Genomic DNA, 16,065 nt, shown 5'->3' with positions numbered 1-16,065 from the left:
TATATATTAATACTTAATATAAATCAGGAGGTATATAAAATGACTGTTTTAAAAGGCGCCGCTATTTTTGGACAATCAGGTGGACCAACATCAGTAATTAATGCCAGTGCTTGCGGAGTATTCCAAGAAGCATTAAAGCAAGATGCAATAACAGCTGTATATGGTGCAGCTCACGGAATCAAAGGTATTCTTGATGAAAAATTCTATGACATGAGCAAGGAAGATGCTTATGAACTTGACTTATTAAAGACTACTCCTTCTTCAGCTCTCGGTTCTGTTCGTTACAAGCTTAAATCAGCAGACGAAGATGAAACCGATTATAAGAGACTTCTTGAAGTTTTCAAGAAATATAATATCAGATATTTCTTCTATAACGGCGGAAATGATTCAATGGATACTTGTAACAAGGTAAGTAAGTACATGCAGAAAGTTGGCTATGAATGTAGAGTAATGGGTGTTCCAAAGACTATAGACAATGACCTTTATGGAACAGACCACTGCCCTGGATTTTCAAGTGCCGCTAAGTACATCGCTACATCAACTATGGAAGTTTATCATGACGCAAGAGTATACAATACAGGTATGATTACAATACTTGAAGTTATGGGAAGAAACGCAGGATGGTTGACAGCTGCAACTGCTCTTGCTGCATATAAAGGTGCAGGTCCTGACTTAATATACCTCCCTGAAATCGATTTTGATATGGATCAATTCCTTGCTGACTGTACAAGAATCTACAAGGAAAACGGCAACTGTATCGTAGCAGTTTCAGAGGGTATAAAGGACAAAAACGGCAAATACATTTCTGAATACGGCTCAGACCTTGCTCAACAGAAAGATTCTTTCGGACATGCTCAGTTAGGCGGTCTTGCTGCTACTCTGGCTGCAATCGTTAAGGAAAAGACCGGAGCAAAGGTTCGTGGAATCGAATTCAGCCTTCTCCAAAGATGTGCTGCTCACTGCGGTTCTGCTAGAGACGTAGAAGAATCCTACTTGTCAGGTCAAATGGCTGTAAAATATGCTGTTGAAGGAATGACTGATAAGATGGTTGGCTTCAAGAGAGCTGAAGGAAGCGAATACAAATGTGAAATTCAGTTACTTGATTTGAACGATGTTGCAAATACTGAAAAGAAGATTCCTAGAGAGTGGATTAACGAAGCAGGAAATGGCTTAAAGCAAGAATTCATTGACTATGCTTTACCGTTAATTCAAGGTGAATCAACTCCACCTAAGGAAGACGGTCTTCCTAGATTTGCAAAGCTAAAAAAAGTTCTTGCAACTAAATAATTAATATATTTTAATATTAACAAAAGTCGGATGCACAAATTTTAAATGTATCCGACTTAAATTTTATATAATTTATTTATTGACATATCCGAAAATTGTTTTATACTAAAATTATAAATCATTTTACATTTTAATAGAACAAACTGTCATACAACTGGCGGAAGTGGAGATAACCACATGGGAGTATGACTTTAACAAGCCGGCCGCCTGGGCATCATAACTGCCCAGGTGGCATTTGTTTTATTGTTTCCAAAAACATACAAATAAGTGTTTCCTGGGGAGAATTTTTCCAAGGGGGTACTAAAATATGAACTTAAACATTTCTGATTTTAAACCTGGTAAATGGCAGAATTCTATCGACGTACAGAACTTTATTCAGACTAACTACACTCCATATGATGGTGATGAAAGCTTTCTTTGTGGTGCCAGTTCTAAAACCAAACAACTGTGGGAAACCTGTAAAAGTCTTTTGGTTGAAGAACATTTAAACGGTGGAATACTTGATATCGACACAGATACCGTATCTAGTATAACAAGTCACAAGCCCGGCTATATAGAAGAAAAATATGAAGTAATAAAAGGACTTCAGACAGATGCACCTCTAAAAAGAGCTTTTCTTGCTAAAACCGGCTATAGAATGGCTAAACAGGCCTGCCAGCAATTTAACACTTCGCCGGCACCTGACATTGATAAAATTTTTAGTAAAAACATAAAAACACATAATGACGGTGTTTTCAGTGCGTACACAGATGAAATGCGTAAGGCCAGAAGATGCGGAGTTATAACGGGTCTACCAGATGCATACGGCAGAGGCCGTATAATAGGCGATTACAGAAGAGTTGCCCTGTACGGTACTGACATTTTAATAGAGCAAAAACAAAAAGATCTGGATAGTCTAAAAGGCACCATGACTGACGGCGTTATAAGGCTTAGAGAAGAACTTCACGATCAGATTGCAGCACTTAACGATTTGGTCACTCTTGGAAATTCTTATGGTTTTAACCTTAAACGTCCTGCAAATAATGCCTTTGAAGCTATTCAATGGACATATCTAGCATTTTTAGGTGCCTTAAAAGAAACAAACGGAGCTGCCAATTCTTTAGGCAGGCTTAATGTATTTTTTGATATATTTATTGAACGAGATATAAATAACGGAACCCTTACAGAAGCAGACGCTCAAGAACTGATTGACCAATTTGTAATAAAACTTAGATTTATTAGACATTTGCGTACTAAGGAGTACAACGAACTTTTTGCAGGAGACCCTGTTTGGTTGACAGAATCCCTTGGGGGAATCAGCAGTGACGGAAGACATATGGTTTCTAAGACCTCCTATAGGTTCCTTCAAACATTGAATAATCTTGGAGCTGCACCTGAACCAAACCTTACGATTCTATGGTCAGTAAAGTTGCCTGAAAATTTCAAGAGATTTTGTGCCAAAATATCTATTTCAACAAGTGCCATCCAGTATGAAAACGATGATATTATGCAACCTCAATATGGCGATGATTACGGTATTTCCTGCTGTGTATCTGCTATGCGTCTTGGAAAGGATATGCAGTTCTTCGGTGCAAGATGCAATCTTGCAAAGCTACTATTATTATCCCTAAATGGAGGCCGTGATGAAATAAGCGGTGATCAGGTTGCACCTGAAATAAAGCCATATGAAGGCGAATATTTGGAATATAATGAGGTTATGAAGAACTTCCGAGAGCTTCAGAGTTGGCTGACTGGTTTATATGTTAATACCATGAACATTATACATTATATGCACGATAAATACGCATACGAGCGCCTCATGATGGCTCTTCATGACACAGACGTCAACAGGCTTATGGCCTTCGGTATTTCCGGATTATCAGTGCTTGTGGACTCTTTGAGTGCCATTAAGCACACCCGTGTTAAAGTAATAAGGGATGAACGTGGTATTATTACTGACTTTGAGCTAGAAGGAAGTTATCCTCAATACGGAAACAATGATGATAGAGTTGACAGCATTGCAAAAGAGGTTGTTACAGGGTTCTACGAAAGTCTGAAAACTCATCCTACATACCGCAATGCAAGGCATACTTTGTCAATCCTTACCATAACTTCAAACGTTGTGTACGGCAAAAAAACAGGCTCCACTCCTGACGGACGTAAAAAAGGAGAACCTTTTGCCCCCGGTGCAAACCCAATGCACAATAGAGATAAGTCCGGGATACTTGCTATGATGAATTCAGTGGCAAAGATACCTTATAGTGTGTGCAACGACGGAATATCCCTTACTCTGTCAGTTATCCCAAATGCTTTGGGTAAGGAAATGGATACTAAAATTTCAAATCTTTTTGCACTGATTGACGGTTATGTTATGAGCGGAGGCCACCATATAAATGTCAACGTACTTGATAAAGAAACTCTTGAAAATGCCATGAAGGAGCCTATGAAATATAATCAGCTTACAGTTCGTGTTTCAGGTTATGCGGTACATTTTATAAAACTCACAAAAGCACAGCAATTAGAAGTAATCTCAAGGACATTTCATGAAGCAATGTAAATATAATAGCCTTATCAATAAAAACCAATAGAGCTGGTTTTTATTGATAAGGCTTAGTTTTTAAAAAACCTATTATGTTATTTCTGATTCCTCTTAAGATTTTTCCTTTTAGTTACAGAGTATCCAAAGTAACCCAACGAATTCCCCAGAGGATAATACTCGCCATGTGAATAGCAAATCAAATCTGCTTTCTTTAAGTCCAACTTACCCTTTTCATCCAACAAAGATTCTTCAACATTTGTAGCTACGATTTCAGCCAAAAACAATACATGTGAACCCAGCTCTATTGACTGTTTCACTACACACTCAATATTCAAAGGACATTCCTTTATAAGTGGAACTTGCACTTTTGAAGCAGCTTCAGCCGTTAATCCCATTGCCTCAAATTTGTCTATATCTCTACCTGATTTTACACCACAGTAATCAGTTGCGAAAGCCAACTTTTTTGTGGGAAGATTAATTACAAATTCACCTTTTTCTTTTATAAGTTCATAGGAATACCTTTCTTTTCTTACTGATATTGAAACCATAGGAGGGTCAGAATTGATTGTCCCAGTCCAGGCAAGAGTGATTATATTGGGCTTTCCTTCACTATCGGTACATGATACCATTACCACCGGTACAGGATTTAACATTGTAGATGGTTTCCAAACTTGTTTTGCCAAAATAGCAGCCTCCTTATATATTTCTTATTAAAAATGTTAACATCAATATACTATGAGTTATTTTTTTATTTGATACCCATTAGTAAATCATTTGTTTGAGTTTAAATACCCTAAAATAAAAATTGCAGATGAATTCCAGTAGGTAGCAACCTCGTTTGTTGAAAAGGAATTAACATCATCAATATAGCACTCTGCAGGGGATTTACCTGAGAGTTTACTTTTTGCTACATCGTCCTCTAAAGCCGAATTCGGCCCTCCTACCAGTAGTCCTGGAACTGGTTTTAATGCAAAGTCTGCTGCCGACGGTCTATGATGGGGCTTAGTAACCTGTTTTGAGCCAAAACCTGTTATATAGCTCTGGTTAAGTGTATTCCTACCCAGCAGATAATGTATGCACTCTTCGGCTGTCTGGGTATATTTTTCATCTACCTTGAGCCTGTCGGCTATAAGCAGATGCATAGCGTGTGTTGCAACATTCATGTTACTTCCCCAGTTATACTCCATTTTGTGCATTGCAACCAGATATCCGTCTTTTTGCCCTGTAGAAGTAAACATATCAGCTTTGGCCAACCACGACTTTTTGATTTCATCCACTTTTTCCTGATCTGTTCCAGATACATCTGAGAACAGATATGCAATTGCAGCAAATCCGCTTACATTCTGCCATCCAAGTCCAAAGCCTTCAACTTGATAATTGTCTACAAAATATTTATTGTACTTCTCATTTCCTGTGGCTCTGAAAAGCTCTGCTGCTGCCCAGGCCTTCTCATCTTTTCCCGAGCTGTCTCCATACTCGCCAGTTGCAACATCCGATGGGTTCTTGAACTCCACGAAATTCTTGTTATTCTCAAGCCATTCCCAGGCTTTTTTGGATGCTTGCAGACAGTTTTGAGCAAATGCCGGATCTATAGTCATATATATTCTTGAAGCCATTGCCGTAACTGCTGCAAAATCCGCAGTAGCAGTAGTGGATATAGGCATTACAAGCTGATCGTCAACATCTTTGTCAGGCATTGTTGTTATTTCGGGAAATCCCCTTGAAGTAACCTTGTGATATACTCCCCCTGACTCGCTGTCCTGCATTTTTAGAATCCATTGTATTCCATATTTTGCTTCATCAAGAATATCAGGTATCCCATTTCCGCTTTCAGGAATACGTGTTGCATCTGTAAAAGCTTGTGGATAAAATTCATATGCCAAAAGTAAGCCTGCTGCTGTAACAGATGCAGGTACAACGTATTTTCCGTAATCTCCTGCATCATGCCAGCCTCCGCTTACATCAATCTTTTTCGTCTCATCGCTATATAATTTGGATAAAGCTTTATGGCAATCTGCATGACTGTATTCGCCTGCATATTCGGTTGTCAAAGCCATTCCACACCGTTGATAATATAGCGCTTTTTGCATTGCATCGTTAATCTTTGTATATACACTGTCATCTATTAAAAAATCGTAAGATTTACCTAATCCAGATATGGACATAAAGTACTTACCGGGTACTGTAATTTTACTAAAGTCTGCATAACATACAGTATCTCCACTGGATTCATCTTTTAGATTACCTGTCAAATCTCCTGTTAAAACTGCCACACCTGTTTTACTGTTAATCACCTGAAACTTTTTATATTGCCCCTTAATTACAGCTATTTTTTTTGCAAGTGTCTTGTAGCCCAACTGGTCTATGTGGATTTCATCACTTAGTTCATTTTCAATTTTCAAATTCTTAGACATATTCTCCTCTACTTCTATAGTTTTTTCTGAAACATCGCTGCTTACAGGCTTTGAAGTACAGGAACTCATGGTGAAAATTAAACTGCCTGCCAGAGTAAGACTTATAATTAAATTTTTCCAGTTCATTAATAAACACTCTTTCCATTTTATCAATATAAAATTGCAAAACAACATCTATTATATATTATTCCTGAAGAGAATGTATTAATTTTTTATTAATTAATGGATTAAGTCTTTTCAATATTAATCATTTTTTGTCTGTGTGAACTCTATATTTTTATAATTATTTGCGGTATTTTCAAGAGAAGCAGACGAATCTCCCAATAAATATTTGTTAAAAAAAGTTAAAGTAAAGTCATTTATTATTTTATGTACATCATGTGGATTATAGCCAATAGATAATAATGGAGTAAAAAGGCTTAAATCGGTATAACTAATATGTTGCGTATTATTTATTAAAAGAGAATACCCTCCGTTTGAAATAGCATTATTTCTTTTAATGTACATTTTTGCAAAAAAGTCTTTGTATTTTTTTAACAAATCACCAGATATTCCATTTTTGATAAATATATCATCTTTACCTTTGTATGAGTTCAAAGTATCTTCAGAATCCATCACCAAAAATGGCTTTCCTAGCCCTTTTTGTGGAATAGGAGCTCCCATAAAAGCACCATCCATGTTTATGCCCGCTTTAATTCTTGAATCCTGCATAATAATTTGTCCTGCAGTTGCACCTCCATAGGAGTGCCCGAATATTCCTATTTTATCTAAATCTATTCTTCCTGTAAAATAATTAAGTGGATCCTTTTTATTTATCTCTTCAATTTTATCAAGTACAAACTGTACATCTTCTACCCATATTTTATTATGACTATCCATTTTTTCAAAGTCTTCAGAGATCATTTTTTTATTATCACTGTTATATAAAGCAACCCTCCCGTCCGAAAACACTGTAGCCGCTGCATCGTAAGTATGGTCAATTCCAACAACAATATAACCCTGACTTGCTAATTCTTCTACTTCAAATGTGTTTATATTTCTAAAATTCCCAAATCCATGTGAAAAAATCAGAAGTGGATATTTCTGTTGTTTTGCGGATATCTTAGTATTTAACCAAGAGTTACTTTTCACATACTTTAAGTGGCTAAACAATACGGAAGGTATACCATCTGACTCCTCAAGTCCTTTCGTTACCTCCGGGACATTTTTTATATATGGTGCTTTCTTCAAGTTATCAGTTTTTTCAGAAGGATACCATACCTGCACCATCAACTCTCTTTTATCATTAGGTTCCTTCGTTGCCTCTTCCAAACGGTTTTCATCAGTCCAATCATATGTAACTGTGCCTACTTGGTATGGCCCGGTTGGTTTTTCGAGAGAAAAAACGGGAAATAGTACTGGAAATGCAGCAGCTATTACAAGGTATAGAAATGAAAAAATTGAAGCAAGAACAATTTACCATATTTTTCCGGGCTTTTTACCTTTACGAAAGAAAATCAGTACATTTAGTGGAATACAGATGTATGTCGGCACCATTTGTATTCTGTAACCTTCTATAATTATTTGGATAAGTGTTATTACAAGTGAAATTCCAAATAAAATATAAAATATTTTCTTGTTATTCTTTTTACTAAATAATAGCCATCCTAGTATGAAAAAGTTAATAATAATAAGTACTATTTCAAATAATCTCAATTAATTATCCTCCTAATAATTATTCAACATGCAACTATATACATATTATTATATGGGTTAAGTATTTATAATATCACGTCATATGGATAAAAGTGAATAACCTCTTGTTAGTCTGCTGCAAACTCAAGCAATGCACATTCCCACTCATAAAAGGAGGAAGGATCATTCTTATTTTCGACAATCCTCTTTTTCAGTTCTTGTATTTCTCGTTTATCAAGGAGTTTAAACACACTTTCGTACTCCCCTTCAAAGAAACATTCATTAAGAACTTCAGATAAATCCTCCAGGCTTTTTATACTCTGCATAACCATTGCAATTTTATCCTCCAAAAACCTGCAGTCCTTCATTTCATCAATTAATACTCTTAAAGCTTCGTCTTCCATTTTATTACCATCAATATATCCCGAAATTAAGTTTTCATCTTCCCCTTCTTTTAAAGTTACAAACACTTTTTCCAGCTTCCTCAGATTTATATTATGTTTAACTCTTGAGATAATATTTTTTAAAGTTAGTTTAAAATAATCAATAGTAGCCTGTGATTCAACTTTCATAAAGGATAATACTTCATAAAAAGCCCGCTCCATTTTTTGTACAAGTACCGTGTCATCGACTTTATTAAGTTGTACTAACAGCCAAGCCCTATCTTCCTCACTTATATCCAGTCTGTCAAGGGTATATCCCAGCATACTTCTACCAAGTAAATTCGTAAGAATTAACTCAAATATATTTAGCAGATCTTCTCTGAAATACTTGCTATACCCCCTCAGAAGACACTCAATGCTATGTGAATCATAGTGCAAACAGAAAGCATTTTCCATAGTAAGATGTGTTAAGTATTCATGGATATATTCTATTCCTTTTAAATCCATTTCATCGTAGGAAAGAGGATAATCTATACTGCCGTTCGTTTCATGTGCAGAAAATTTGTAATCATAAAAGTTAAAGAATTCCTTCAATCCTTCATTAATAGTAGAATTGTAGGCTATATTACCGGTTCTAAAGCCATCTGTTTTTATTTCAAACCAAAGTCTTTTTGAATCCTCAAAATATTGTCTTATCAGCTCGTTTCCTTTATTGAACAGTTCTTCAACTCTTTCATGTTTAAGTAATTCTGAGGCAGAAATAATATTGCCCTGCTGCTTTAATGCTACACTTATAGAGAAGCAAATTGATTTAAGTAAATTTTCAGCTTTTTCCTCTGTTACAGAACTACTCTCTCCTAAAGTGTATTTTTCTATTTGTCTGGAAAGGAGACCTAGCAGCCCCACTTGTATTTTCTTTACCTGCTCAGAGCTGATGATGCCCTCTTTTGCTGCACCCTGTAAAAGAGACAAGAAGTACTCGTTTCTTACAGTTTGAATATGCTCATATCTCCGTAATGTATCCATAATAGGTTCTCCTCCTTCATACATCTGTTACTCATCATCGTAAGAATCAAAATACTTATACGCCTCCCGCCCGTATCTTATACTTCTGCATACATCTTCCAAGCTGGTTTCCCGCAAGTATTCAAGTGAACCTTGACACTCATTATCAAAACTCTTGCGCATATAGCGTATCAGTTCATCATCTGTAAATTCATCTAGAGATTCATTTTTAAAATAATAAAAAATATCCTGTAGTTCTGATAAAGTATCCATGTAGTTTTCCTGCCAGATAAACGGCGAATCAGAAAACTCAAAAATCAGTTTTTCTAAAATTCCCTTACCCAGTTCTACACGGCCATATTTTTTTAGTGTAGTATATCTTTCTTCTAAAAGAATTCTGATTTGCTCATTTGTAAGAACTAAACCAAATTTTGACGAAAACTCATTACATTTTTCAATTTGATTAATTTCAGACTCGTTATCAGAAAACAGATTTTTGATTTGTAAGAAATCTTTCATAAAATTCCTCCTTTTATTAAAAATCCCCTTGACAATCATTGGCTTTTATGATATAGTATAATTGGGTAGATTTTAATCGTTTTATTAAAATCACTAAATTTAATAATATAACTTTTGATATTATTTGTCAATATAAAAGCAGAATTCAATGTTTGAATTCTGCTTTTAATTCTTTATAATAATAAACCCACCCTGCCATTCTCTTAAAGCAGAGTGGGTTTTCAATATTTAAATTGTTACAGCTTAAACTTAGTTACAATGTCATAAAGTTCTTTGGCACTGTCAAGATTTTCTGCCGCTTTTTCATCAACCTCTTCTGTTTTTATAACAATGGATGATGTCTTTATGGCAATATTTTCAATACCTCTAGCACTTTCAACAACTGTATGTGCCACTTCATTAATTGCAGTTGATACACTTGTTATTGTACTATTAAGTTCTTCTGAAGTCTGAATAAAGTCAGACATTATTCCATTAACCAGGTTTGAATCATCATTGTATTGTTCACTGATACCTATTAATTTATTATAGTCTGCTAATACATCCTGGTCTACAAAGGACAGTATAGAGATTGAGCTTTCATTCATACTTTTAACTGCCTGATTGACTTCTTCAACCATATTCTGGATGCTTCCAACTGTTTGTGATGATTGTTCTGCAAGTTTTCTTATTTCTTCTGCAACCACTGCAAATCCTCTTCCGGATTCACCAGCTCTAGCTGCCTCTATGGCCGCATTAAGTGCCAGGAGGTTTGTCTGTTCAGTGATTTGCAGAATAGTATCTGCCAATAGGTTTATTTGCTGTATACTCTTGGATTGCTCAATAGATTTCTCTATTTTGTGTTTTACGTCTTCATATATAGATTTTGCATTATCACTGGATATAAGAGCGTCTTCCTTGAGTTTCAAAGCTCTTTCAGTAATCTGATTGCACACATCGGCACCCTTTTTGGTTCTTTGTGCAATGGTGTTCACATTATTTTCAACTTCATTAATTGATGCTAAAATTTCCTCTGTGGAAGCAGCAGACTCTTCAGCTCCCGCTGACAACTCCTGTGTAGTGGCGGAATTATCCTGTGAGTTCATTTTTACATCATTTGCAAGAGTACTTACCTGCTGTGCATTATCATTTATCTTTTCTGATACTTCAATCAGCTTACCTGCAATACCACGCAGAACCTGTCGCATATCTCTTATAGCTCTGGCAATGGTCCCTATTTCATCTTTACCCCGCAGATATTTTTCAAATGAGGTTTGATATTCTAAATCTAACTTGGATGTTTTTATAATAATCTGTGCTACTTTTTCTAAAGGTTTTGATATACGCATTGCTATTAAAAATCCAATCACGGAAGCAACTAAGTACATTATCAAACTTAAATACACAATAAAAACTTGCATAGTTTTTACAGGTGCAGTAACCTCATTAACTGTTCCTGTTAAAACAAGCAACCATCCTGTTTTATTTATAATTTTATAGGCTGCTATTTGTTTTTGTCCTTCATATTCATAACTAAGAACATCTGATATTTTGTTTCCAGGATTTTTAATTATTTCTTTTATTTGAGGTATATCTATGGCTTTTCCGATTTTAACCCTGTCTGGATGGAATAAGATATTACCCGTCTTATCCACTAGAAAGGTATAGCTTGATTTTGTTCCAAGAATCTTCTTATCCTCTAAGAAACTACTAAAGGAATCCATATAAACCGTTGCAGCTACATATCCCAGCAAAGTTCCAGCAGCATTCCTTACAGGATATGTAAATGCAGAAACGTTTTTGCTAGTTGCTTTAGACGTCATTACATCACTTATTACTGGTTTACCTTCTGATAAGGTTTGTGTTGAATATGGACGGTCAGATATATTACTCCCCAGTGTTTCATTATGTGTATCTGCAATTATTATATTTTCAGTGTTAACAATATAAGCATGTTCTATATTAGGGTCATTTTCTGCTACATTTTTTAACAGTCCAATACAATAATTATTTAGCTCCGGGTTTGGTAATGTTTTCTGACCTGGCTGATAGTGTTCAAGTAATTCAATAATGCTTGTTTGAGTTGAAAGCATACTTACTACTGATTTTTCCGAATCAATACGATTAGAAATATTTTCTGCATACGATGAACTTAAATCCTTTGCCATTGTATTTGTTTGGGATATAATAATGTCATTGGATTTAATAAATGACGCTGTTTGAGTCACTCCGATGGAGAATATTGCTAAACCTGCCATAAAGATAGTAAGCTTTTTTCTGATATTCATATAGGTCTCCTTTACATCTTTAGAGTTTAGTAAATGTGCACAATTTTTATGAAGTTTACATAAATATATTTTACATTATTCTATTATGATATGGAATACTATTTTAAAAATTTTTAATTATTTATTGCTTCACAAAATAAAAATTGGACTGTAGCCTCAAAAGCTACAATCCAACTTATTTTTTGTGTGTTTATCTATTCGTTTAATCTGAATTTGACTACTCATCAAAATCGTATTCGTCTTCCATTCTGGTTTTGAATTCTTCAAATACTCTGTTAAGTTCTTCTTCGTCATCAACAGTAATAAACGAGTCTTCGTCATCTTCATTGTGTTCAATTTTCAGAATAACTACTTCATCAACTTCTTCGTTTTCCTGCTCATCAAGGGGGAGTAAAACAACATACTCGTTACCGTCCATTTCTATAGTGTCGAGATGTTCAAATTCAACTTCCTCTCCATCCTCTCCTAACAGTACTACAATATCATCTCTTTCTTCATCGTTCATATATACTTCCTCCTAGTATAGTCTTTGAATGCCCTAGAATGCATCAGGAATCTGAATGCATTAAGTTTATAATAACACACATGTAGATGATTTCCAATATCAACTTTTTTTATTACCTGCCATTCTATCAAGATAACCTTGGAGAATTAGCACCGCTGACATTGTATCCACAATGCCCTTTTTCTTTGAAGCTTTTATCCCCAGTTCATTCATAGTTCTGTGTGCTGACACTGTAGTAAGTCTTTCATCCCATTTTATTATATTAAACTGACCCAAATCAGAAATCTTTTTTATAAATTCTTCTGTTCTTTCCGTTCTTGGCCCTTTAGTACCATTCATATTGATAGGATACCCTATAACTATGTCTGTGACATCATATTCCTTTATTATTTCTGATAAACGAAAGACAGCCTTTTTCAAACTATCCTTAATCTTAATCATCTCCAACCCTTGCGCTGTCCAGCCCATAGGGTCACTTATTGCTACTCCTATTCTTGAATCTCCATAGTCTATTCCAAGTATTCTCATTCTTGCCTCCGTAAGCAGATAAAATTAACAGGCACTCTCATTTGAGAGTGCCTATTTTAATCAATTATTCAGGTTCATTATTATGATTTTCCAGGTAAAATTTAAGGACTTCTTCCAGTAACTCATCTCTCTCAAGTCTTCGAACAATACTTCTGGCATTCTTATAATTTGTGATGTAAGTAGGATCTCCAGACAAAATATACCCAACCATCTGGTTTATCGGATTGTAGCCTTTTTCTTTTAGTGCCTGATATACAGAAACTAAGATTTCTTTTGCTTCATTCTCTTTTTCGTTATCCACTTTAAACATCATAGTCTCGTTAATTCCCATTTATATCACCTTCCCAGTTACCTCTAGTCAACATCCATCTTTTTCTAAATTTGCATAAGGCTATATAGTATATATAGTACCTCATTAATCAGGCTTTTGCAACAATTTTCCTTCAAATATCACTCCATTAACTTTTGACAGTTGCGTTTGAGCAAGTTTTCCTTTTAAACTAATATCTCCTTTTGCCATAACTCTGATATAATTATTTGTCAGTCCTTCAATATATCCCTCATGTCCATGCATCTCCTGCTCGTATAAAACTTCCATATTCCTTCCAACATACCTTTCCAGATATTTTTTTTCAAGTTCATCCGAGAGGGCCAGCATTATTTCGCTTCTTCTCTCCTTTTCTTCAGGACTTATCTGGTTTTTCATTTCCGCCGCAGGGGTTCCCTTTCTTGGTGAATATTTAAATACGTGAATTTTTGAAAAACCAATTTCCTCTGCAAAATCACGGGACGTATAAAAGTCCTCTTCCGTTTCACCGGGAAAGCCTACCATCAAATCAGTAGTTATAGCAACATCAGGAATATTGTCTTTAAGCAGCTCTGCACTTTTTCTATACTCATCAGTGTTATATTTTCTGTTCATTTCCGCAAGAGTTTTATCACAACCGCTTTGCAATGACAAATGATAATGGGGACAAAGCTTGGGTAGTCTACCAGCAGCTTCAACAAACTTCTTTGTAATTGTAGTAGGCTCTATAGAACCCAACCTTATTCTCTTAATCCCATCAATACTGTGTATTTTCTGAATAATATCAAGCAGGTCAGTGCCCTCTAGTTCTCTGCCGTATGAAGCGAGATGAATACCTGTTAATACAATCTCCAAAAATCCACTGTCTGCAAGCTGCTTTACCTCTTCTATTATATCATCCGGTTTTCGGCTTCGTATAGGCCCCCTTGCATAAGGAATTATACAATAAGAGCAAAACTGGCTGCACCCTTCCTGTATTTTCAGGTATGCCCTTGTCCTCTCTTTATATGTATTTAGTTTAAGCTCCTCAAAAGCTCTTGATGTCATTATATTGTCCACAGCATTTATTCTGCATTCTCCTGCTACAATTCTTTCTACATACTCTATAATCTTGTTACGGTCCTTAGTGCCTATAACCATATTAACACCTGGAATCTTCAAGACTTCTTCTGAGGATGTCTGCGCATAACAGCCCATAACAATAACTATAGAATCAGGGTTTGTTTTTTTTGCTCTTCTTATAGCCTGTCTAGATTTTCTGTCACTTAGATTTGTAACCGTACATGTATTTATTACATAAACATCTGAAGCCTGTTCAAAAGAAACTACTTCATATCCGTTTTGCTCAAATATTGAAGAAACTGCTTCCGATTCGTATTGATTAACTTTACAGCCTAGAGTATACATTGATATGGTTTTTCTACGTCCATATGCTCTATAAAATTCTTCATTATTTAGTGTCAAATCTACTGATTCAGTACTTGTATTTTTATCCATCATAGTATAGTTTTCTCCTTAAGCAATTAACAACAATATTCTAACACACAAATTAAAATAGCTCTACATTGTAGAGCTATTTGCTTATTTTTTACTTATTATTCATATTTGATATCTATCTCTTAGCATATCCAAGTATAAACAATATACGATGATAAGCAAAATAAGTTTTATAGAGTATAATGAAGGGAATAAAGAAAATCACATAGAAACGTTTGGCCTTAAAACCATAATATATTACTTCATTTATGGATTTAAAATAATTTTTGGTGAATACCAGTATATTTTTTAGTAACCCTTTATGGTTTCTATCCAGTTGACTCTTTTCCCCCACAGGTTTTGCCCAGGACTTTCCGTGTCCCATAAATTCACTAAATGTATCCCTGTTAATGTGCTGAACTTTTGCTTTTGGCTCAAAATATAGCAAGTATCCCTTATTGCTTACTCTTAAGCAAAATTCGACATCTTCTCCTGTTTTCAAATCTTCATTGAACATTCCTATTTCTTCGACTAAGCTTCTTGGAATACTGATATTAGCAGACGGAAAATAGTATTTATCTATTTGTGGTTTCAGATTAGGATGATATGTAGACCATGAACAGAAGTCATCACATACCGCCCAAAAGTTTTTGTTATAACCTCCTATTCCGCCGCCTACCATTCTTACTTTAGGATTACTTGTTTTTAAATCTAAATGAGCTTTTACATGGTTGAGAACAAAATCACTATCAGCAATACAATCTGAATCTGTAAAAATCAAATATTCTCCACTGGCAATGGATATTCCCTTGTTTCTTGAAGGAGATGGGCCTTTTTTTCATTAAATGCATACCTTACATTAAAGGATTTTATTATATTTGCCGTATTATCCGTTGAATTATTATCCACAACAATGATTTCCATTTTTTCTTTTGGATAACTCTGGTTAGTTATGCTACTAAGACATCTTTCAATATATTTTCCCGCATTATATGCAGGAATAATCACAGATATTAAAGGAAAATTACCTGTATCTGTACTATGTATAAACTCAGTTTTCATAAACCCCATCTCCTTTTTAAATAACCTTGTTAACACACAATAATTTTATTCTCTAATCTATAATAATTATTTTACCAAATCATAAAATGTGAAGCTATTAACAATTTCCATACTTTTGCT

The 16,065-nt window shown here is 35.0% G+C and carries 13 protein-coding genes, 1 pseudogene and 1 riboswitch; of the genes and pseudogenes, 2 read left to right on the top strand and 12 right to left on the bottom strand.

Annotated elements, in window-relative coordinates; all coding sequences use genetic code 11:
• The first annotated feature begins 39 nt into the window (after positions 1 to 39).
• Together K412_RS0113430 and pflB are read left to right on the top strand one after the other, a co-directional pair.
• Complete coding sequence (locus tag K412_RS0113430) at positions 40 to 1,287, top strand: 6-phosphofructokinase (protein WP_024833596.1); 1,248 nt, start codon at positions 40 to 42, stop codon at positions 1,285 to 1,287.
• 140 nt (positions 1,288 to 1,427) lie between these two features.
• Positions 1,428 to 1,507, top strand: a riboswitch (ZMP/ZTP riboswitch).
• Positions 1,508 to 1,594: 87 nt separating this feature from the next.
• Positions 1,595 to 3,823, top strand: coding sequence for a formate C-acetyltransferase (pflB, locus tag K412_RS0113425; RefSeq protein WP_024833595.1), 2,229 nt, complete (start codon positions 1,595 to 1,597; stop codon positions 3,821 to 3,823).
• Between the two features lie 77 nt (positions 3,824 to 3,900).
• Here the strand turns inward: pflB and K412_RS0113420 are convergent, their stop codons facing one another.
• The 12 genes and pseudogenes from K412_RS0113420 to K412_RS20800 all read right to left on the bottom strand — a co-directional run.
• Positions 3,901 to 4,488: a flavin reductase family protein gene (locus K412_RS0113420; protein ID WP_024833594.1), complete on the bottom strand. Its 588-nt coding sequence runs from the start codon at positions 4,486 to 4,488 to the stop codon at positions 3,901 to 3,903.
• A gap of 87 nt (positions 4,489 to 4,575) precedes the next feature.
• Entirely contained in the window at positions 4,576 to 6,345 is a 1,770-nt protein-coding gene (locus K412_RS0113415) for a glycoside hydrolase family 9 protein (protein WP_024833593.1), read from the bottom strand.
• 117 nt (positions 6,346 to 6,462) lie between these two features.
• Entirely contained in the window at positions 6,463 to 7,635 is a 1,173-nt protein-coding gene (locus tag K412_RS20805) for an alpha/beta hydrolase family protein (protein ID WP_242835698.1), read from the bottom strand.
• Positions 7,636 to 7,674: 39 nt separating this feature from the next.
• Positions 7,675 to 7,914, bottom strand: a complete 240-nt coding sequence (locus K412_RS22770) for a hypothetical protein (RefSeq protein WP_242835621.1) — start codon at positions 7,912 to 7,914, stop codon at positions 7,675 to 7,677.
• A 107-nt stretch (positions 7,915 to 8,021) separates the two neighbouring features.
• Positions 8,022 to 9,302 carry a DUF6179 domain-containing protein gene (locus K412_RS0113405; protein ID WP_024833592.1) on the bottom strand — a complete coding sequence of 427 codons (1,281 nt, stop codon included), beginning with the start codon at positions 9,300 to 9,302 and terminating at the stop codon, positions 8,022 to 8,024.
• A gap of 27 nt (positions 9,303 to 9,329) precedes the next feature.
• Positions 9,330 to 9,800 (bottom strand): DUF6323 family protein, encoded by a 471-nt coding sequence (locus K412_RS0113400; RefSeq protein ID WP_024833591.1) that lies wholly within the window; start codon positions 9,798 to 9,800, stop codon positions 9,330 to 9,332.
• 236 nt (positions 9,801 to 10,036) lie between these two features.
• Positions 10,037 to 12,067, bottom strand: coding sequence for a methyl-accepting chemotaxis protein (locus K412_RS0113395; protein WP_024833590.1), 2,031 nt, complete (start codon positions 12,065 to 12,067; stop codon positions 10,037 to 10,039).
• Between the two features lie 217 nt (positions 12,068 to 12,284).
• Positions 12,285 to 12,572 carry a DUF1292 domain-containing protein gene (locus tag K412_RS0113390; RefSeq protein ID WP_024833589.1) on the bottom strand — a complete coding sequence of 96 codons (288 nt, stop codon included), beginning with the start codon at positions 12,570 to 12,572 and terminating at the stop codon, positions 12,285 to 12,287.
• Between the two features lie 99 nt (positions 12,573 to 12,671).
• Complete coding sequence (gene ruvX, locus K412_RS0113385; RefSeq protein ID WP_024833588.1) at positions 12,672 to 13,100, bottom strand: Holliday junction resolvase RuvX; 429 nt, start codon at positions 13,098 to 13,100, stop codon at positions 12,672 to 12,674.
• Positions 13,101 to 13,164: 64 nt separating this feature from the next.
• Complete coding sequence (locus K412_RS0113380; RefSeq protein ID WP_024833587.1) at positions 13,165 to 13,431, bottom strand: IreB family regulatory phosphoprotein; 267 nt, start codon at positions 13,429 to 13,431, stop codon at positions 13,165 to 13,167.
• A gap of 84 nt (positions 13,432 to 13,515) precedes the next feature.
• Positions 13,516 to 14,814: a tRNA (N(6)-L-threonylcarbamoyladenosine(37)-C(2))-methylthiotransferase MtaB gene (gene mtaB, locus K412_RS0113375; RefSeq protein ID WP_034847947.1), complete on the bottom strand. Its 1,299-nt coding sequence runs from the start codon at positions 14,812 to 14,814 to the stop codon at positions 13,516 to 13,518.
• Positions 14,815 to 15,019: 205 nt separating this feature from the next.
• Positions 15,020 to 15,840: pseudogene (locus K412_RS20800) on the bottom strand (glycosyltransferase family 2 protein); the annotation flags it as partial.
• Positions 15,841 to 16,065 lie beyond the last annotated feature (225 nt).

The organism is Ruminiclostridium josui JCM 17888 (assembly GCF_000526495.1).
Lineage (GTDB): Bacteria > Bacillota > Clostridia > Acetivibrionales > DSM-1351 > Ruminiclostridium > Ruminiclostridium josui.
Note: the sequence above shows the minus strand (reverse complement) of the source record. Positions and strands in the feature narration are given on the sequence as shown.